The following is an 18992-nucleotide window of genomic DNA, read 5'->3' on the forward strand; positions in this document are numbered from 1 at the left end:
TTCGGAGGTCCGAACTTCGACCGAAGGAGCATGGTGCGTACCTCACGGATGGCGATCGGCGGGATGCTGGCGGCGGCACTCCTGCTCGGCGGATGTGTCCCGGCGGAACGGGGCGGGAGCGCGGACGACGACCGGCCCGTGGTGCTCACCACGTTCACCGTGCTGGCCGACATCGCGCGGAACGTGGCGGGCGACCACCTGCGGGTCGAGTCGATCACCAAGGTCGGGGCGGAGGTCCACGGCTACGAGCCGACCCCCGGCGACATCGCCGAGGCCGCCGACGCGGCCCTCATCCTGGACAACGGACTGAACCTCGAACTGTGGTTCGAGCAGTTCGTCGAGTCGGTCGACGCCCCGCACGTGGTGGTCTCCGACGGCGTCGAGGTGATGGAGATCGAGGGGGACGCCTACGCCGGTAAGCCGAATCCGCACGCGTGGATGAGCCCGGCGAACGTGCAGCTCTACGTCGATACCATCGTCCGGGCGTTCAGCGACCTCGACCCGGAGCACGCGGAGGAGTATGCCGCGAACGGCGCCTCCTACCAGGAGCAGCTGCAGGGCATCCAGGACGACCTGGTCGACGAGCTGGCGGTGCTGCCCGCTCAGCAGCGCGCCCTGGTGACCTGCGAGGGTGCGTTCTCCTACCTGGCCCGGGACGCCGGACTGGACGAACGGTACATCTGGCCGGTCAACGCCGAGCAGCAGGCGACCCCGCAGCAGATCGCCGCGGTGATCGAGTACGTCCGGGCGAACGACGTCCCCGCCGTGTTCTGCGAGTCCACCGTCTCGGACAAGCCGATGCAGCAGGTCGTCTCGGCCACCGACGCGGTCTTCGGCGGGACGCTGTACGTCGACTCGCTGTCCGAGCAGGACGGGCCGGTGCCGACCTACCTGGACCTGATCCGGCACGACGCGGACACCATCGTCGACGCCCTGACCGGGGCCGGGGCATGACCGCGGCGGTGGTGGTGCGGGACCTGAGCATCAGCTACGGACCGGTCCGGGCGCTGGAGGGGGTGGACCTCGACCTGCCGCCCGGCCGGGTCACCGGGCTGATCGGGATGAACGGCTCCGGCAAGTCCACCCTGTTCAAGGCGCTGATGGGACTGGTCCGCCCCGACAGCGGCACGGTGCTGCTGGACGGGGCCGACCCGCACACGGCGCGGCGGCGTGGGCTGGTCGGTTACGTCCCGCAGAGCGAGGAGGTGGACTGGAGCTTCCCGGTCGACGTCCGGGACGTGGTGATGATGGGCCGGTACGGCCGGCAGGGCCCCACCCGCCGGGCGCGCGACGCAGACCGCGCGGCCGTGGCCGACGCGCTGGACCGGGTCGAACTCACCGGGCTGGCCGGCCGGCAGATCGGACAGCTCTCCGGCGGCCAGCGCAAGCGGGCGTTCGTGGCCCGCGGCATCGCCCAGGGCGCGCGGATCCTGCTGCTCGACGAGCCCTTCGCCGGGGTCGACAAGCGCAGCGAGGCGACCGTCGTCCGCCTGCTGCGCGAGCTGGCCGACGACGGCTGCACGGTGGTGGTCTCGACCCACGACCTGCACGCGCTGCCGCAGCTCGCCGACCAGGCGGTGCTCCTGCTCCGCCGGGTGCTGTTCCGCGGCACGGTGGCCGAGGCGCTGCGGCCGGAGACGCTGGCCCGCGCCTTCGGCCTCGACGTGCTCGGCCGGGGGACGGCGGCATGAGCGTCCTCGACCTGCTCCTCGAGCCGCTGCAGTACGAGTTCATGGTCCGGGCCCTGGTCACGACCGTGATCGCCGCCGTGGTCTGCGCCGTGCTGTCCTGCTGGCTGGTGCTGATCGGCTGGTCCCTGATGGGTGACGCCGTCTCGCACGCCGTGCTGCCGGGAGTGGTGCTGGCCTACGTGCTCGGCGTCCCGTTCGCGCTCGGCGCCCTGGTCTTCGGCCTGCTCGCGGTCGGACTGATCGGCACCGTGCGCGGCACCAGCCGGGTGAAGGAGGACGCCGCGATCGGCATCGTCTTCACCACGCTGTTCGCTCTCGGCCTGGTGCTGATCTCGGTCACCCCGAGCCAGACCGACCTGAACCACATCATCTTCGGCAACGTCCTCGGCGTCTCCGCCGCGGACCTGACCCAGATCGCCGTCCTGGCCGTCGTGGCGCTCACCGTGCTGATCCTCAAGCGCCGTGACCTCACCCTCTACGCCTTCGACCCCACCCACGCCCACGCGATCGGGCTGTCACCCCGCCGGCTCGGCGCCCTGCTGCTCGGACTGCTGGCGCTCACCGCCGTGGTCGCCTTGCAGGTGGTGGGGGTCGTCCTCGTGGTCGCGCTGCTGATCATCCCCGGTGCCACCGCCCACCTGCTCACCGACCGGTTCGGGCGGATGCTGGTGCTCGCCCCGGCCCTGGCCGCGATCTCCGCGGTGCTCGGCCTCTCTCTCAGCTACTGGTGGGACGCCTCGTCCGGTGGGCTGGTGGTCGTGGTCCAGGGGGCGGTGTTCGCGGTGGTCTACCTGTTCGGCCCCCGGCACGGCGTCCTCGGCCGGCGACTGGCGGGTCACCGATCCGTCGCCGCCGGCGCCGGGCGGTCTCCCGGGTGAGACGCGCGCCCTCGCCCGGACCGGGACCGGCACGGGGTCCGGGCGGGATGCGGGGCGTCACGCCCTGCTGCGGCGCCGCAGTGCCACCAGGCTCAGGCCGACGCTGAGCAGACCGAGCCCGGCCAGTCCGACCAGGACCGACGTGCCGGTGACGGCGAGCCGCGGTGCGGTGGTGGAGGTCTCGGCGGCGACCGGCGTGGGGTCGGGGGAGATGACCTCGGTGCCCGGGTCGGTGGCACCCTCGCCGTCCGGCGTGGTCCCATCGACGCCCGGTGCCGGGTCGGTGGCGTCCTCGTCCGTGCCGGGCTGCTCGGCATCGGGCGTCACGGCATCCGGTGCGTCGGCGTCGGGCGTGTCGGCATCGGGTGTCTCGGTGTCCGGCACCTCGGGGTCGGCCACGGCCACCACGGTCTGCGTCGCGGTGCCGCTGAAGGTGCCCCAGGCGCCGATCCCCGACGGGACCGACCAGGTCATGGTGGAGACACCGGCGTCGGCGTAGGTGCGGGTGCCGTCGACCTGCTCGGCCTGCGGGCCGTCGACCACGGTGAGGGCGACCAGGCCGTTCAGGTCCCGCACGATGTCAGCGGTCGGCTCACCCACCAGCACGTCGGGCAGGGTGATGGCCTGGCCGTAGGCGGAGACGTTGACCAGGGTGGTCACCTCGGCCAGCGGCGAGAGGTCGCTGATCCGGTTGTACCCGATGTCCAGGTAGCTGAGCGCCGCCATGCCCGCCAGCGGGCCGAGGTCGCTCACCTGGGTCCGGTTGACGGTGAGGTTGGCGAGCGCGGGCAGGTCGGTCAGCGGGCTCAGGTCCGTGACGGGGAGCTGCCAGAGGTACAGGGAGGTCAGGGTGGTGAGGCCCGTGATCGGGGCGAGGTCGAGGAACAGCGGGCACTTGGTGATCTGCAGCGAGCTCAGCGCCGGCAGGTCGGAGAGCGGCGACACGTCGGTGATGTCCATCTGACTCAGGGTCAGCGCCCACAACGCGGTCAGCCCCGCGATCGGACTCAGGTCGGTGGCGGGCACGTCGGTGAGCTTGACGATCTGCAGCGCCGTCAGCCCGGCGAGCGGGCTCAGATCCGTGAGCTCCTCGATGCCCAGGGCCTCGAACGAGACGAGCCGGGGCAGCGCGGCGACCGGGTCGATGTCCGTGATCGGCAGCGCGACCACCTGGAGCTGGTCGAGGGTCGGGATCCGCTCCAACGAGGTGAGGTCGGTGAGCGGGAGGTCGTTCAGGCTGAGCTGCCGTAACGGCAGGCCCTCGAGCAGGGTCAGGTCGGACACCGGCATCGACCAGAGGTTCAGCCAGTTCAGCGCGGGCATCTCGGGGATCCCGGTCAGGTCGGAGGCGGCCACGCCGTTCAGGGAGAGCGACTGCACCGAGGTCATCCCCGCGAGCGGGCCGAGGTCGGTCACGGCCGAGTTGTTCAGGTGCACCCCCCAGGTCCCCTTGAGCTCGTCGATGCCGGTCAGGTCGACGAGCGCGGGGTCGGAGCAGAAGAAGTCGTTGTAGTTCGTCGCCACCACGTCCATCGGGATCGACTGGTCCGCGGGCAGCTCGTCGATCTCCTGGATCGACGCGACCCAGTCCCGCACGCACTGGCGCAGCGCGGGGTCCGGGAAGATCTCCTCGTCCGTGCGTCCGTCGCGGACCACCTCGTCCGTGACCGCCAGCGACGACGCCGACATCGGACTCGGGCTCGGGCTCGCCGGAGCCTCGGCCGTCGTCGCGGCGGACGCGTCATCGGTCCCGGGCTCGGCGGTCGCGTCGACCGGCTCGTCGTCGGAGGGCTCCGCCGCCTGCGACCCGTCGTCGGACTCGTCGGCCGAGCGGGTCCCGTTGTCCCCGTCCTCGCGCGCGTCCTCGTCGATGTCGTCGTCGGTGGAGGTCTCGTCGAGGACGACGACGGGAGCCGGATCGATGTCGTCGGCCCGGGCGACGGAGGTGCCGCCGAGGCCGGCCAGCACGGCGGCGGTGACGGCGGCGCTGACGGGGCGGCGGAGACGGTGCAGGTGCATGGCAGTGTCCTTCGAGTGCGGCGGCTGAGCCGTGCCGCGGTGCGGTCGGCGTGCCCCGACCGATGGCCGCACCGTGCCGGGACACCCTCAGATTGCGCGCCTCCGCGAGCCACTCAGAGCCCGCGTACGGGTTTCCACGTAGGCGGTGCAGCGCCATCACCCTGGACGCGGCTCGAAGGTGTGCCACGCCACCGCGGGTGGGCCCCCGCCGCATCCAGGCCGGGTCGTCCCGGGCTGAGTAGCGCTACCGGAGTCGCGGGCGGTGAAGCACCTCGCGTGCGTGCTCGGTCTGCACGTCGTGCCCCCTGCCGCGGGTGAGCGTCAGCTCACGATTCCACCGATGCCAGGCAGCGTCGGGTCCGCCGTCCACTCCCCGAGAGCGCCGTCATGAATCCCACCGTCGTCGCAGCGTCGTGCCCGTGTTCACGGAGTCTGAGTGGACGCCCTGACCATCAGGTCACCGGTGAGCTCGACCCGGCGGGTGCCGGTGCGGCCGGCCAGGAGATCGAGCATGAGCTCGGCGGCGATGCGGCCCGACTCCTCAAAGGGCTGCCGGACCGTGGTGAGCCCGAGGACCGTTGCGAGCGGGGAGTCGTCGAACCCGGCGACCGCGACCCGCTGGTCCGATCGCGTTCGGGAGGCGGCCAGAGCGCCGACCGCGATCAGCTCGTGGTTGCCGACGACGGCGGTCACCGAGGAGTCTTCGGCGACCCGGTCCAGGGCCGCACCGTAGGCCGCGGGGTCTTCGAGGTCGTCGATCTGCAGAGTGCGCAGTCGGCCGCCGCCGTCCTGCAGCGACGCCGTCAGCCCCTCGACCCGCAACATCCCGCCGGAGGTGTAAGCGGGAGAGCGCTGCTCCTCGTGGAGGAACACGGCGTTCCGGTGGCCTCGTTCGAGGAGATGCCGACCGAGCAGTGTGCCGGCGCCCCGATCGTCGGTCCGGACCGAGGAACCCGGGGCATCGACGACATCGACCATCACGACCGGGGCGGAGGCGGTGAGGGCGTCGTGGGCCTCGCGCGTCAGGGGGACCCCCATCAGGACCACGCCGTCGATCCCGGCGCGGACCGGCAGGGCGTCCAGCAGGGGCTGGTCGGCCGCCGCAGCGGAGGCGACATCGTGCACGATGACGTCGATGCTGGTCTCGCGCAGACGATCCAGGATGCCGGCCAGGCGTCGCCCGTACGAGGGATAGGACGAGAACGGTGCGACCACCGCGATCCCGGCGGTGCGCCCGCCACGGGTCACCCCGTCCTTGGACAGCGGCCGGTACCCGAGCTCGCGGGCGGCCTGGACGACGCGCCTGCGGGTCTCGGCGCCCACCCGTTCGGGATGGTTCACGGCCAGCGAGACGGTCGAGATGCTGACCCCCGCTCGCTCCGCGACGGAGTAGATCGTCCCGCGAGGCCTCCGGTCGTCCATGTCGCCCGAGTGTAGGGCCGGCACACCTTGCCCGTCGGCCTCGACACCTCTACTCTTCAACTCATTCGATCGAAGTTCTTCGATGAGGAGTTCGGGTGGATCCGTTCTTGCGCCACTGGCTCGAACGGGCGCGCGAGCTCGGGTCGGGTGGTGGCGGTGCGACGTGGCAGGAGCGCAGGGCATCGGCGCGCGTCCTGTCCGACCGCCTGGCCCTGGAGTTCACGGCCGCGGTCGACCCGACTGCCCGTGACCTGGTCGAGGTGGGCGAGGTGTCGCTCGCCGGGAGGACGGCGCGCCGTTACCGTCCGGCTGCTCGCGGGGACGAACCGCTTGCCACCCAGCTCTACCTGCACGGTGGGGGCTTCTGGTCGGGGAGCGTCCACGAACGCGTCAACGACCGTCTGTTGGCCGCCAGGTCCCTGCTGTCCGGTGTGCAGGTGTACTCGCTGGACTACCGGCTCGTGCCGGAGAACGAACCGGGCGCGGCCGTCGAGGACACCGTCGACGCGATGGGGTCCCTGCTGTCCGGCGATGTGGCCGGCGTGGACGTGAGCGGGGTCGGGCTCGGGGGCACCTCCGCGGGGGCGTCGATCGCCGCCGCGGCGTCGGTCCGACTCCGTGACGCGGCGGCCCCGGTCCGGCATGTGCACCTCGAGGTCCCCGCCGTGTGTGTGAGGCCGGAGCAGGAGTCGGTGCGCGCCTTCTCCCGGGGGTACGGCCTGGACGATCCGCTGGCCGGCATCGGTGACCACCCGCTGCTCGGGTCCGACGCGTGGGCGGGTGCGCTGTCCGGCCTCCCCCCGACGCTGGTGATGACTGCGGCGCTCGACCCCTTGCGCGACGGGGGTGAGGTGTTCGCCAGGAGGCTCGCCCGTGCGGGTGTCGACGTGCGGGTCGTCCGCGGTCAGGACCACCTGCACGCCACCATCGGCTGTACCGGCGGATACCCCCCCGCGCGCTGGTGGCACCGCACGGCCGCCTCCGAGCTCGCCCGACACTATGGGACCACCGGCGCCACCGTCACACCGTGGACCGACTGACCCCGAGAGGACTCCTGTATGCCGTTCGACCCCACCGTCCGAGCCCGGTATCGCGCAGCCCTCCGTGCGGGAGGCGAGCGGACGCGTGACCCTGAACGCCGCCGGGTGCTCGCGTTCGAGGCCGAGCGCGCCGCGTGGCCCGAGGTCGGTCTGCCGCTGCCCGAGGCGCGCCAGGAGGAGGTCGTCGTCCCGGTGGCGGGACATCCCGACGTGCGGGTGCGCATCGTCCGGCCCGATGACGCGGGAGCGCTGCCGGCGGTCGTGCAGTTCTTCGGCGGCGGGTTCCGGCAGGGCGGTCTCGACCACCCGTCGACCGACTGGACGAATCGCAGCCGGGCGCGGGACGCGCGGGTGGCGGTGGTCGCCGTCGACTATGCCCTGGCCCCGGAGCACCGGTGCCCGACCCCGGTGGAGCAGGGTCACGCGGTGCTGCAATGGGTGCGCGAGCACGGACCGGAGCACGGGATCGACGTACAACGGCTCGCAGTGGGAGGGCAGTCGTCCGGGGCCAACATCGCGGCCTCTCTGGCGCTGCTCGACCGCGACCGGTCTCATGACGGACCGCCGCTGCGTCTGCAGGTGCTCGAGGTGCCGGTGCTCGACCTGACGACCCGCCGCATGCGATTCGGTGCCCTGCGTCGGATCGGCGTCCCCGCGTGGGCCGTGCGTCGTGAGTACCTCGGGATCGGGCGGGACTACCTCGCGCGCGCCTCGCAGGCTCTCGATCCGATCGCCTCGCCGCTGCGGCACCCGGACCTGTCCGGGCTGCCCCCGGCCCACCTGCTCCTGGCGCAGTACGACGTGTTGCGAGGTGACGGCGAGGCATATCACGCACGCCTGCGTGCCGCGGGAGTCGAGTCCAGTGCGTTCGTCGGGCTCGGGCTCGGCCACGACTCGCCGGGGTGGCCGGGGACGCTGCTCGCCGCCCGTGATTGGCACGGCCACGTCGTCTCGGTGCTCCGGGGCCTGCATGTCTGAGGCCAGGACGGTGGCCGAGGTCGAGGCGCCGTTCGCCCGGGTCCAGCGCAGTGGATTCGTGGTGGTCCTGGTCGCGGCCTGGTTCGGCGCAAATCTCGTCGTGGCCGGAATCAGTGGTGCGGCGGCCCCCCGTGCGCTGGCCGTCTGGGATCCCGACCTGAAGGACGCGCGCCTGGCGGTGGTCGCGGGCATCGGCGGGCTCGTGCTGATGATCGCCACCCCGCTCCTGGGCCGGCTGAGCGACCGGACCACGGCCCGGGCCGGCATGCGCCGACCGTGGATGGTCGGCGGCACCCTGGTCGGATTCGCCGGTGTCGTCGCCCTCGCGCACGCCGACGGCCTGGCGACGATGGTGTGGTCCTGGTGTGTCGTACAGGTCGGGTTCGGTGCTGTGACCGTCGCGCAGCACGCGTTGTTGGCCGACCAGGTCCCGACCCGGATCCGTGCGCGGGTCGCCGGGGCGACCGGCATCGCCAGCGGCATGGCGCTGATCGCCGGTGCGGCGCTGGTGAGCGTGCTCCCCGACGATCAGCGGCGGCTGTGGTTCCTGGTGCCGGGCGCGGTCGGATCGGCGCTGTGCCTCGTCCTGGTGGCTGTCCTTCGCGACGCCGTGCTCACCGGCGCTCCGCCGCCGTTGACCCTGCGGGTCCTGCTCAGCACCTATTGGTTGAGCCCGGTCCGGTACCGGGACTTCGCGTGGGCCTGGGCCTGCCGGTTCCTGGTGACCACCGGCATGGTCTCGGTGATGCTCTACCTGCTCTACTTCATCGTCGACCGGCTGTCCGTGCCGCTCGACCAGGCGTCCGGGGTGCAGGCTCGGGCGCTGGGCTGCTACTTCGTCGGGTCGGCCCTGTCGGCGGCCCTGTTGAGCTGGGTGTCCGACCGCACCGGCCGGCGCAAACCGATCGTGCTCGCCGCATGCGGGATCACCGCCTGCGGGCTGCTGCTCGCCGTCTCGAGCACGGACCAAGCGCTCTTCCTGGCCGCCCTCGTCGTCATCGGGATCGGCCAGGGGGCCTACATCGCGGTCGACGTCGCGCTCATGACCGAGGTGCTGCCCTCGTTCGCCGACGCGGGCAAGGACCTGGGCGTCGTCGCGCTGGCCTACCAGCTCCCGCAGGTCGTCGTCCCCCTGACGGCCGCGCCGATCGTCGTGGGGTGGGGGAGTTCGGGTTACGTGGTGCTCTACGTCTGGGCCGCGTTCCTGGTCCTGGTCGGGGGTCTGGCCGTGCTGCCCGTGCGCGCGGTGCGATGAGAGCGGGGCATCCCTCGGCGCCACCCGCTGGACCACAGGAGGAGGAGCCATGACACGCCTCCACTCGCACTGGGCACGCGTCCTGTCGACCCTTGTGCTCGCCGTCGTGGTGGCGGTGGGCGGGTGCTCGGGACAGGGAGGAGCGCCGGACGTCGACGCGGTCACCACACCCGGCGGACCAAGCGAGCAGTCGGCTGACGACCCGGGCGACGACCTGTCCCGGCGGATCGAGGTCCTGGCGTCCGTGACCCCGTCGGACGAGATCGCCGAGGAGTGGCGGTCGTTGCGTGACCTCTACGCCGAGGCCCTCACGATCGCCGAGCAGACGCCCGCCGGAGGAGTCGTCTCCGGCACCCGGGTCTTCGAGATCAGCGACGAGCTCGAGGCCCCGGGTGACGCCGTCCGCGACCGGCCCCGGGCCCACCGGGCATCCGTGGGACGATCGGCTCCTGGCCCTCTTGGCGGACACCCCCCGCGGACTGTCGGCGCCCCGGGACTGGATCCACTACCTCCTGTGCTCGACGGTGCCGGGACAGCAGGAACTCGTTCGGACGCTGGTGGCCGATGGCTGGACAGTACGGCCGGTGACCGAGCCCCTCGGCGTGATCGCGAGCCGCGACGACCTGGCGGTCGACCCCGCGAACGTCCGGGCGATGCGTGCGTACTTCGAGGCGCTGGCCGCCTCCGTCCCCGGCGGGGACTACGACGGCTGGGAAGCGGAGGCGGGCTGACCGCGTGGGGCGTCCACCCCGCGCGCTCCGGAGGGCCGATCAGGATCGGAGGTCGGCGGCGACCTCGTCGAGGCGGGCGCCGAGCCGGGCCACATCGTCGGGGTGCGGCTCCACGTCCTCGGCCCGATCGGGATGGCCGAGGACCGTCGACTCCTGCGCCAGGTCCAGGACGGTGCGACGAGCCTCGAGCGGCAGCGTGCGGTCGCCCGCGATGGCGATCGCGGTGCTGTCGGAGAACCCGTCGGCGGTGTTCGCGCTGTCCGCCGCCATCGAGTCCAGGGCGGCGAAGGCGGGGTCACTGGACGCGGGCAGTGCCACCCAGCCCTCCGGCACGGCGTAGCTGTAGCCGGTGCCGGTGATCGTGCTGACGGACGCGGGCGTCGCGGCCGAGTCCGTGGGGGCGGTCGACGCGTTCGACGTCGACTCCGGCTCGACGGTGTCCTGCACACCGGCGGTCGGATCGGCCGCGCTCTCCTCGGCGGCAGAGCAGCTCGAGAGCAGCAGCGCGGTGGCCACGACGGAGGCGGAGAGGACCTGTGCGAAGAGGATTCGGCTCATGGGGCACGCCGTAGAGCCTGTTCCACCCAGCTCAACTTCTTTGAGCGAACAAGTTCGATCCGTGAGACGGGCAGCCCTCACCGGTTGCCCGTTCGGCGGGAGGTCTCTACCGTCGGAGCCCTCTTCGAAGAACTTCGACACGAGGGAGCTCCACATGGGGATCTTCAAGAAGCGACGGGCCGAGGACGGGAACGGGTCGCACGTCGAGCCCGTCCCGGTGCGTGACGACGTCACGCCTGGAGGCGACGCGCCGAGCCCGAGAGGCCCGGCCTGGAACGGGCGGGGGCTGAGTCTGCCGCACCCGCCCCGAGCGGAGCACGCCGCCGCCCTTGCGGACTCCTTCGTCGAGGCCGCTCAGAACATCGGCGGGATCGCCCTGGACTACTCGACGGGGAGTCTGCGCTGGGTGGACGATCTGCTCGACTCGTTCGGAGAGCCGGGGTCCGACCTGGTGGCCGAGACCACCTATACCGCCGGCTGCTACGTGGGCGAGGTGCTGGTGCGCGGACACGGATACCGGTGGGTCGATCTGACCCCGGAACAGGCGCAGCTGTTCGGCTTCCTCCTGGTCGTCACGGGTCCCGGCGGCAACACGGCCAATCCCATCGGCAAGGCGTTCAAGCTCGTCGAGAACGGACTCGAGGACAGCGTCGCGTTCTTCGTCGACGCCGAACTCGCGGCCAACCGGCGCGGCTGAGCCCGGCACCGACGACCCCGCCACCTCCGAGGCGTACCGGAGGTCATCGAAGACGTCTTGTCCGTCCTCGGCCTTGACGCCTTCTTGACGAGCCGTCGCTCCGGCTAAGAATCTCCCGGGCTCCACATGTTCGGAGCCCTCGAAGGTCTCACCCGATGAGTGAGTGGCATCTACTCCGTGCTACGGGCTGCGGATGCCTCGGAACGAAAGGACTCAGACGAAGCCATGGGCGGGTGGGCCACGGTCTCTGGGTTCCGGTCTGCACCGGACGTCGATTGCAGGTGAGAGCATGACGGGCACCGCTGGTCGAGGAACTCGATTGCTCGACCAGCGGTGCCCATACGTCAGTTCTGTCGGGTGGATTCTCGGACTTCTTGGGCGGACTGCTGTGCCTGGTCCTTCAGATCGGAAGCAGCTTCGGCGCCTTCTTGCGTCACCGCGTCCGCTGCCTCGCTCGCACGTTCCTTGACCTGGTCGACCGCGTGTTGCGCCGGCTCGCGTAGCTCATCGGCCACCTGTCCAACCGCCTCCTTGACCTGAGGCGCCAGGGCCTGGGCTTGCTCCTTCACGGCTGTAGCCGCCTGCTGTTCCTTCTGCGAAGCAGGAAGAAGTGATGCGGCGAGCCACCCGGCGCCGAAGGCAATCAACCCGGCGGCCAAGGGGTTGCCCTGGGTCTTGTGAGCGACTGCTGAGGGCGCGGACTGAACGCTCTCGGCCAGGCCCGACGCTGAGTCGGAGGCATTCTCCACGCTGCTGTCGACCGCCTTCCGAGCGTCATGCGCGGTGCCCATCACCCGGTCTACGACCGAGCGAGCCTTGCCTCGGACCTTGTCTGCCTGGCGGTGCGCCACCTGACGTGGATCCAGCGCGTCGCCGACCGCGTCGACGTTTGCGCTCAAGTCCGCACGGGTGGCGTCGATCCGCGCGCGGATCTCATCCGGGTTCTCACTCATGGTTCGCCTCCTCCTCGCCCTTGAGGGCGTTGGGAATCTTCTTCACCGTCTCAGCCGTACGCGGCACTCCCTTGATGCGCTGCAGTTCCGAGCGGCCCCGCAGGGCAAGCACGGCGGCGATCACGCCCCACACCAACGCGACCACCAGCGCCGACCACGAGTGGCCGAGCGGGTGTGCCAGCGCCCACCACAACGCGATCGACAAGAACAACAGGACGAAGTGCCCGGCGACTCCGGCCCCCGCCAACAGCCCGCTTCCAGTCCCCGCCCGCTTCGCGGACTGGGTCAGCTCGGCCTTGGCGAGCTCGACCTCTTGGCGCACCAGAGCCGAGAGGTCCTGGGTGACGTTGCCGATCAGGTCACCGAGCGAAGGACGGTCCTCGCCGGATCCGTTCGCATTCGGTCCGGACGGCGGCTCGCCCACGGGCGGGGTGCGTCCGGTTGGCCCTCCGGGCAGGTCACCCGGCCCGCTCACGGCCGGTTCTCCTGCCGGAAGCCGGACAACGGGTCATCATCGGTCTCGTCCGCTGCCTCTGTCGGGGGCCATTCGGCCGGCACCGGCGTCGCGGAACCCGTCCCGCTGGACACCCACGCCTGCTCCTCTGAACCCACCGCTGTCGTCGCATCCGACTCCGGCTGATGGAACTGCTCACCCCCGACCTGCACCTCGGCACCGTGCTCGTCCGCAGCTGTGGTATCGAGCCCGTGTTCACCCACGACGGGAACGGGATCGGTGGCCGCAGTCGTCGGCGCCGGGAGGTCCGCAGTGTCGGTGGTCCGGGACGCCTCACTGGTATCGCCCGACGATGGCGCATCCTTCAGGCCCCGGGTCAACCGGCCGGCAAGCACCCCGGCTCCCGCCGCGACCGCCAGGAACACTCCTGGCCGCTTTCGAGCAAAATCGGCCACGTCGCTCAGAATGTCGCCCGGCTCACGGTCTTCGAGCCAGGTCGCCACGGAGCCGGTGTGCCCAGCTGCTTGGCGAACCAAGTCAGTCGCGAGGCCGTCCTGCTCGGAGCTGTCCGCCATCCTGGTGAGTTCGTCACCGAGCGAGCGGAGGCTCGAGGCGGCCCGTGACTGCTGCTCGGATGCCTGAGCGTTCAGGCCGGAACGGGCCTCGCCCAGCAGGTTGCGTGCTTGACCCTTGGCCTCCTGCACGACATCCGCAGCCTGCTCCTTCGCCTCCTCCAGTACGCCCTGGCCACTGTCCACGGCTCCGGTGGCCAGCTCTGATACCTGCTCCTTCGCGGTGTCCGTCACCGCAGCCGCACTGCTGTCATTGGTACTCATCGCGTCCTCCTCGCCACCCGTGAAGGTGCCTTTCGGATTCCCCGCAGCTTCATCACAGGGCGACGTCGGAACATGGAGTCCTCAGCGCTAACTTGACGCTAGGGCTGTCTGGCTATCCGCGCCCGTCGAGAGATGGCTGAGAGGCGGCAGAGCGTCCGGATCGCGGCGTGTGGCTTCTGGTGCTCGCCATCATCGTGTCGGTGTGTTGGTCGCGCTCGGATGGGCTGTCTTCGTCCATGTGCGAGTCGTGACAACAGCTCAGGATGAGCTGGCTTGCTGCTTCGAGCGCGCTGCCCACGCCTGCAACCTCGCTCGCAGCGTCGAGTCCACGTATTCCGCCGGGAACGCGTCGCTGGCTGCTTCCGTCGACCACGGCCGCGCTCCTGGCACCGTGGAGGAATTCCCACGGTGCCAGAGGCCCGATCGATATCGCGACGGTGGGCTCGATCAGGGGGCCGTGGCCACGCTCCACCCAGTGCCGTCGATCGCACGCCAGACCGGGGTGGAATACGCGTCAGCGCTGCACCAACGGCCGTTGGGAAGTCCTTGCGCGTCGCCTGGCACGCCCTGTCACTGTGAACTCGACGCACCGCTCGGCATCGCTGAGATGATCGTGGCTGCTCGCACCTCGAGCGTGCTGGCGTTGTCGACGCGGCGAGCGCGAGGTCGATGTCCCTGGGCTGTGAGGCCGCATCAGGGACAAACGGGCCGGTCTGTGCCCGGCGCCACGCCCGGATCGGTCGGGTGCCACGGACCGCGCGGAGAGCCCAGACGAGGGCCAGCCAAAGGAGCGGCAGGGCGCTCACGCTCAGCGCTATGGCGGATAGAAGCAAGCCCAGGGTGTGGTGGACGGCTGCTGCGAGTGCGATGCGCGGCTGACCGACAGCGCAACCAAGAGCGGGCCCCCGCAAACGTAAGGAACTGGCAGCGTGCGACGGCCACGCCCTCGCGCACAGCCAGAGGGACGGCGGAGCGGCGCCGAGCAGCGCGCCGACGTCAGCGGGAGCCCCTCCTGGGTCGTGAACGTCGATGCCGGTCCCTGCTCCGGACGTGGCCCAGCAACAGAAGACCCCCGGCAACGGATCGCTGCCGGGGGCCAGATGCTCCCTTGACTGGACTCGAACCAGTAACCGTCCGATTACTCGTCTGGGCTGGTGGTCGATCTGGCGGCGTACCGCGCCTGCGTGCGGCCTTCGAGGGATATGCGCCTCGCATGAGTAGCTGCCTCGGATCGAGCTTTGGCACCCCCTGTGTACGCGCTGATCTGCGAAATTACAGCCGTGAAGTACACGGCGGCTTGTCCGTGAATCGTCGCCGTCCAGAGTCGTACGGCCCCTGGGTGTGCGGCGTCGGTCCCGCATCGTGACCCACCCCGAACGGGTGGACACGAAGGGTGGGGGTATGGACTGGGCAACGGCGCTCCAGGAGTACCGGACGTATCTGATGTCGGTGCAGTTCTCGGCGGGTTCGATCCGGGTGCATTCGAGCTACCTGCGTCGGCTCGCGCTCGAACAGCGCAGGGGACCGTGGGCGACGTCGACCAAGGACCTGCGGCGCTTCCTTGCCGACAGTCGGTGGCAGGCGAACACCAGGCGCTCGGCTCGGGCGTCCGTCGTGAAGTTCTTCCGTTGGGCGTACCTCGAGGGGTACATCGAGCAGGATCCCGCGGCACGGCTGGAGCCGGTGAGCGTGCCGGCTGCGGTTCCGCGGCCGGCACCGTGGTCGGTCGTCGACCGGGCGATCAGGCTGTCCGCGCAGCGCGAGGCGACGATGCTGCGATTGGCCCGGTACGCGGCGCTGCGGTGCTGCGAGATCGCCACGGCGCACCGGGACAACTGGGACGGCAGGGGCCTGTGGGTGGAGGGTAAAGGCGGCAAGGCCCGGTACGTGCCGATCGAGAACCGTGACGTGGTCGCGGCCATCGAACGCGCCGAGGGCTGGCTGTTCTCGGGGCGAGTAGACGGGCACCTGTCCGCCGGCACGGTCTCGCGCCTGATGAGCCAGGCGCTGTCCGGCGCGTGGACGGGTCACAAGCTGCGGCACGCCTTCGCGACGACGTCGAACTCCCGCCACCCGGACCTGCTGGCATTGCAGAAGGTGATGGGGCACGCGCGGCCCGAGACCACGCAGGTGTACACCCACGTGCCGGTGGAGAGCTTGTTGGAGGTGGTGCGCGCCGGTGCGCCTGAACAGGTCGGGCGAGTTCCGGCCGCGCCCCTGTCCGAAGGCGCTGGGCACGCGGACCTCAGCGAATCTGCCGCCGACGACGTGATGCGGATGCTCTCCGGAGGAGTGAGCGAGGAGGTCGCTCTACGGGTGGCTGCCGCGCTGATCCGGCTGACGTCCGCGACGCGCGCGTGATCGAGCCGCGCAGGAACCCTGGTGGATGACATGGATCTCTGCGACCGTAACCCTGGCTATTTTGGGAGTACCGAACTAGGATGAAGATCCGTTGGACCAGCAGTGCCGGCAAGCACGGCATCTCGCACGAGGACGCACTCAATGCAGTGCTCCACTACGAACTGCGCGTCTCACCGTTCGGCACCTCGCGGGTGGACGGCCGGAGCGCTCCGGATCTGTTCATCGGCCCAGGGCTCGACGGGCGACGGCTCGAGGTGATGACGGAGGTCACTCAAGGCCAGCTCGTCGTCTTCCACGTCATGCAAGCGCGACCCAAGATCATTGAGGCGGCTAGGAGGGCGCTGTGACCGAGAAGAACAACGCCGATGCGACGCGGAGCGACGACGCCCACTTCGCGCGACTTGCCGAGCAAGTCGGAGCGGACAGCTTCGAACTCGGTACTTACGCAGTCGTCGAGCAGGGGAGCGGCGATACTCCCGGCCGGGAGTATCTGGCGGCGTTCCTCACCGCGGATGAGCTCGACGCGGCTGTGCGGCGAGGGCGTGGTCGCCCGCGACTGTCGTCATCCGGTGCGGGGCGCTCCCCGAAGCGACAGGTCCGTCTGTCGGAAGACGTCGACGAGGCACTGCTTCGGGCTGCCCGCGATCAGGGGCGCACGCCCAGCGCGGTGATGCGCCAGGCCATTGAGGAGTACCTCCACAGTGCGTGAACGACGCGATCGCACACGGCCACGTAGTGCACGACGTCGACCTCCGGAACACATCGGAGAGCAAAGTTGAACTGTCATTCGCGTGACGGAAAGCTGTTTATAACGCCTCGATTCGTGAATGATAATGTCGCACCCAGTCACCATTAAAATCGACCGACCCGAGTATCACTGTTGTCAAGGCGGTCTCAAGTCCGCGCAAGTTTACCGCGCGACGGTTGCTAAAGTACTCTCGCGCTTTCCAAGCCACGTAGCCCGGCACATGCTTGCCTTTCAAGTACAGAGCAATCTCACCGCGGCGCCGCACACCGGCGATTCGAGCTTCGAGTTGCTTGTATCGAGCCGGCGAACATCTTGCGGATGCATGGACCTCGCGCGCCGCCTTCTCGCGAAGTGCGAGATCGAGTGGCCCGTACTTTTGCTTATGAATAGTAGACTCTCCCGCGGCCTTTATAGAGCACCGAGATTCCGCGCCGCTGGCAATGCAGCCGAGGGACACCCACTCTGCCCAATGACCTGCGAGTGTCTCCAGCGGATCGCCGATCTCTTTGGCTAGGCTGGAGGACTCCGGTTTGCTAAGTGACAGACAGTCGGCAAGGCTCTTGCGAAGGCGGCCGTGGGCATAGATCTCTGCCTCAACGTCAGCGTGATGCGTGTAGATTACGTGATCTGATCTCTTTTTTCTGCCGGTGAAGTCGTCTCGATCTTTATCGAGCATGAAGACGATCAGGCGATCACCGCTGGCTGTCTGCTGTCGCAACTTGTGGTCGCGGCGGTAGTAGTCATGAAGACGCAGACAGTGGGATTTCCCGCCCGCTGTCGACCCGTTGTGCGCGATCTGTTCAGCGAGGCGAATCTCAAATCCCGCCTTTAGCGTATTCGGACTCTTTCGTAGAACTCGGTCGTAGAATCGAGTGTCGTATGCTCGCCCCTCCACTACGACCCAGATGCGCTTCTTCCCCATCATTACTCGGCGCGCGAAGGCCTCAGCGCTTTGAGGTATCTTGACGTTCGTCATATCTGATGAATATTCGTGTCGGCGACGTTGGCCATGACCTCCGGGCTGTGTGTCGCCAGAATGAGTTGGCAGTCGGGATTGACAATGCGCATTGACTCGACCAGTCGCTCTTGCCAATCTACATGAAGCGAAATCTCAGGCTCATCGATGATTACTGAGCTCTCCCCGCCTGATAATGCTTGGAGCAGAATATGCAGTATTTGACGCTCCCCTGAAGATAGAGAGGAGAGGGGGATTGCGTCTCCATCGACTACTACCCGGATTCCCCGAGAATCGAACGCCAGTTGCTTGCTGCCAGAGTAAAGATCTCGGATGAGATGTGCAAAATCGACCTGAGGCCTGATTGCTTCGTCCACATTTTCCATGATTGTTCGAATATGCCCCACCACCTCTTGGAGGTTGCGCTCACTGGTGAATCGCTGGCTGAAAGACCCTCTGTTGAAATTGACGGCAATGTTCTGGGATCGCAAGAACCCACGTGTCATCTCGAAAGCTTCACCGACGTCTGTCTGGGGCAGGGTCGTTTGACTAGTAGTTCTCGATCCCCCAAACAAGACCGAAAGCACTTGACCCAGTCCTTGTTGTTGGATATCTCGTACCCGAGAAAGCGATTCAGTAAAGTAGGCTTGCCATCTTTGGGTGACTTGTCGAGCAAACAGGTCATCTAGGGTGGAGTCATCGATCGCCTCGCGAAACCTGGGATTACGATACCGAGGATCACGTGACTCGTCGACTAGGCGGTTGATAGAAAGGTATGAATGGTGCAAGCGACCGACGCCGCGCGCGACTTCTTCGCTATATTCTGTGGCCCATCGGGGGCCGGTTTCCTCGAAATCGGGATCGAAGACGACCTCGTCATCAGGCTCAAGGATGTCGAGTTCGCCGTTTTCAGGGATCATCGAAATCGATCTCGTAATCTCAGCGGTGAGGTCGATGCTATGAATTCTGACTACGGCTGATCTGAATGGAAGGCTTCTAATTGACCTTGAGTCATTATTCAACGCGGCATGGATAATTTTGAGCAGGGTCGTCTTTCCGCTCCCATTTAGCCCCCAGATGATATTGGTGTGGCGATCGAATTCGAGTTCAACTGAATCTGATCTGCCTGCCAGGCCATCCACGTGGACACTCATGACGTGCGCCATCCTGCACCCACTCCCGTAGGTCGATTCTTGGTTGCATCGTAGAGGCATCCACGGCCGCCGGTGTCCTGTTCAGGGGACGGATCGGGCATCTCTCGCGGAGATCTCGATGCAGCCAGGCGAAGTCGCTGGCCTCGTCGCGATGGTCGGCGAACTCAAGAGCTCCGTGACCGCTGGGTGGGTTCCATCGGGAGCGCGCAGGTGCGGAGCACCGCGCCCGCCCACGGTCGCGGTCGGCTGGTGGTCGCGCCCA

The 18992-nt window shown here is 68.9% G+C and carries 19 protein-coding genes; 11 read left to right on the forward strand and 8 right to left on the reverse strand.

Features of this window, described 5'->3' with window-relative positions:
* Nucleotides 1-63 precede the first annotated feature (63 nt).
* From OGL89_RS05790 to OGL89_RS05800, 3 genes are read left to right on the forward strand one after another with little or no spacing between them, the layout of a single operon-like run.
* Nucleotides 64-954, forward strand: a complete 891-nt coding sequence (locus tag OGL89_RS05790) for a metal ABC transporter substrate-binding protein (protein WP_263118974.1) — start codon at nucleotides 64-66, stop codon at nucleotides 952-954.
* Entirely contained in the window at nucleotides 951-1691 is a 741-nt protein-coding gene (locus tag OGL89_RS05795) for a metal ABC transporter ATP-binding protein (RefSeq protein WP_263118951.1), read from the forward strand. The genes OGL89_RS05790 and OGL89_RS05795 overlap by 4 nt, the downstream gene beginning before the upstream one ends.
* Nucleotides 1688-2569 carry a metal ABC transporter permease gene (locus OGL89_RS05800; RefSeq protein WP_263118953.1) on the forward strand — a complete coding sequence of 294 codons (882 nt, stop codon included), beginning with the start codon at nucleotides 1688-1690 and terminating at the stop codon, nucleotides 2567-2569. The genes OGL89_RS05795 and OGL89_RS05800 overlap by 4 nt, the downstream gene beginning before the upstream one ends.
* 57 nt (nucleotides 2570-2626) lie before the next feature.
* Here OGL89_RS05800 and OGL89_RS05805 read toward each other — a convergent pair whose 3' ends face one another.
* Together OGL89_RS05805 and OGL89_RS05810 are read right to left on the reverse strand one after the other, a co-directional pair.
* A complete protein-coding gene (locus tag OGL89_RS05805; protein ID WP_263118954.1) occupies nucleotides 2627-4588 on the reverse strand; it encodes a hypothetical protein in 1962 nt (653 codons plus the stop codon).
* Nucleotides 4589-5011: 423 nt separating this feature from the next.
* Nucleotides 5012-6010, reverse strand: coding sequence for a LacI family DNA-binding transcriptional regulator (locus tag OGL89_RS05810; protein WP_263118955.1), 999 nt, complete (start codon nucleotides 6008-6010; stop codon nucleotides 5012-5014).
* A gap of 95 nt (nucleotides 6011-6105) precedes the next feature.
* Between OGL89_RS05810 and OGL89_RS05815 the strand changes: the two genes are divergently transcribed.
* The 4 genes from OGL89_RS05815 to OGL89_RS05830 all read left to right on the forward strand — a co-directional run bounded on the left by OGL89_RS05815 (nucleotide 6106) and on the right by OGL89_RS05830 (nucleotide 10014).
* Entirely contained in the window at nucleotides 6106-7050 is a 945-nt protein-coding gene (locus tag OGL89_RS05815) for an alpha/beta hydrolase (RefSeq protein WP_263118956.1), read from the forward strand.
* Nucleotides 7051-7155: 105 nt separating this feature from the next.
* Complete coding sequence (locus OGL89_RS05820; protein WP_263118957.1) at nucleotides 7156-8028, forward strand: alpha/beta hydrolase; 873 nt, start codon at nucleotides 7156-7158, stop codon at nucleotides 8026-8028.
* Nucleotides 8021-9283 carry an MFS transporter gene (locus OGL89_RS05825; protein ID WP_263118958.1) on the forward strand — a complete coding sequence of 421 codons (1263 nt, stop codon included), beginning with the start codon at nucleotides 8021-8023 and terminating at the stop codon, nucleotides 9281-9283. Before OGL89_RS05820 ends, OGL89_RS05825 begins: the two co-directional genes overlap by 8 nt.
* A 584-nt stretch (nucleotides 9284-9867) precedes the next feature.
* On the forward strand, nucleotides 9868-10014 hold the full coding sequence (locus tag OGL89_RS05830; protein WP_263118959.1) for a hypothetical protein: 147 nt from the start codon (nucleotides 9868-9870) through the stop codon (nucleotides 10012-10014).
* Nucleotides 10015-10053: 39 nt separating this feature from the next.
* On the opposite strand, the gene OGL89_RS05835 is transcribed toward OGL89_RS05830, so the two are convergent.
* Nucleotides 10054-10572 carry a hypothetical protein gene (locus OGL89_RS05835; RefSeq protein WP_263118960.1) on the reverse strand — a complete coding sequence of 173 codons (519 nt, stop codon included), beginning with the start codon at nucleotides 10570-10572 and terminating at the stop codon, nucleotides 10054-10056.
* A gap of 154 nt (nucleotides 10573-10726) precedes the next feature.
* Here OGL89_RS05835 and OGL89_RS05840 point away from each other — a divergent pair, with 154 nt between their 5' ends.
* Entirely contained in the window at nucleotides 10727-11269 is a 543-nt protein-coding gene (locus OGL89_RS05840; RefSeq protein ID WP_263118962.1) for a hypothetical protein, read from the forward strand.
* Nucleotides 11270-11613: 344 nt separating this feature from the next.
* On the opposite strand, the gene OGL89_RS05845 is transcribed toward OGL89_RS05840, so the two are convergent.
* Genes OGL89_RS05845 through OGL89_RS05855 form a run of 3 tightly spaced genes read right to left on the reverse strand, consistent with a single transcriptional unit; the run spans nucleotide 11614 to nucleotide 13512 of the window.
* Nucleotides 11614-12222 carry a DUF3618 domain-containing protein gene (locus OGL89_RS05845; protein WP_263118964.1) on the reverse strand — a complete coding sequence of 203 codons (609 nt, stop codon included), beginning with the start codon at nucleotides 12220-12222 and terminating at the stop codon, nucleotides 11614-11616.
* Entirely contained in the window at nucleotides 12215-12646 is a 432-nt protein-coding gene (locus OGL89_RS05850; protein WP_263118965.1) for a phage holin family protein, read from the reverse strand. Before OGL89_RS05850 ends, OGL89_RS05845 begins: the two co-directional genes overlap by 8 nt.
* Nucleotides 12647-12693: 47 nt before the next feature.
* Nucleotides 12694-13512, reverse strand: coding sequence for a hypothetical protein (locus OGL89_RS05855; protein ID WP_263118966.1), 819 nt, complete (start codon nucleotides 13510-13512; stop codon nucleotides 12694-12696).
* 1401 nt (nucleotides 13513-14913) lie between these two features.
* Here OGL89_RS05855 and OGL89_RS05860 point away from each other — a divergent pair.
* The 3 genes from OGL89_RS05860 (at nucleotide 14914) to OGL89_RS17140 (ending at nucleotide 16582) form a co-directional block, all read left to right on the forward strand.
* A complete protein-coding gene (locus OGL89_RS05860) occupies nucleotides 14914-15873 on the forward strand; it encodes a tyrosine-type recombinase/integrase (RefSeq protein ID WP_263118967.1) in 960 nt (319 codons plus the stop codon).
* An 80-nt stretch (nucleotides 15874-15953) separates the two neighbouring features.
* Entirely contained in the window at nucleotides 15954-16220 is a 267-nt protein-coding gene (locus OGL89_RS05865; RefSeq protein ID WP_263118968.1) for a hypothetical protein, read from the forward strand.
* On the forward strand, nucleotides 16217-16582 hold the full coding sequence (locus OGL89_RS17140; protein WP_263118969.1) for a CopG family transcriptional regulator: 366 nt from the start codon (nucleotides 16217-16219) through the stop codon (nucleotides 16580-16582). Before OGL89_RS05865 ends, OGL89_RS17140 begins: the two co-directional genes overlap by 4 nt.
* 97 nt (nucleotides 16583-16679) lie before the next feature.
* Here OGL89_RS17140 and OGL89_RS05875 read toward each other — a convergent pair whose 3' ends face one another.
* On the reverse strand, nucleotides 16680-17597 hold the full coding sequence (locus tag OGL89_RS05875) for a hypothetical protein (protein ID WP_263118970.1): 918 nt from the start codon (nucleotides 17595-17597) through the stop codon (nucleotides 16680-16682).
* Entirely contained in the window at nucleotides 17594-18730 is a 1137-nt protein-coding gene (locus OGL89_RS05880; protein WP_263118971.1) for an ATP-binding protein, read from the reverse strand. The genes OGL89_RS05875 and OGL89_RS05880 overlap by 4 nt, the downstream gene beginning before the upstream one ends.
* Nucleotides 18731-18992: the final 262 nt, after the last annotated feature.

This window comes from Cellulomonas sp. RIT-PI-Y, assembly GCF_025642745.1.
Lineage (GTDB): Bacteria > Actinomycetota > Actinomycetes > Actinomycetales > Cellulomonadaceae > Cellulomonas.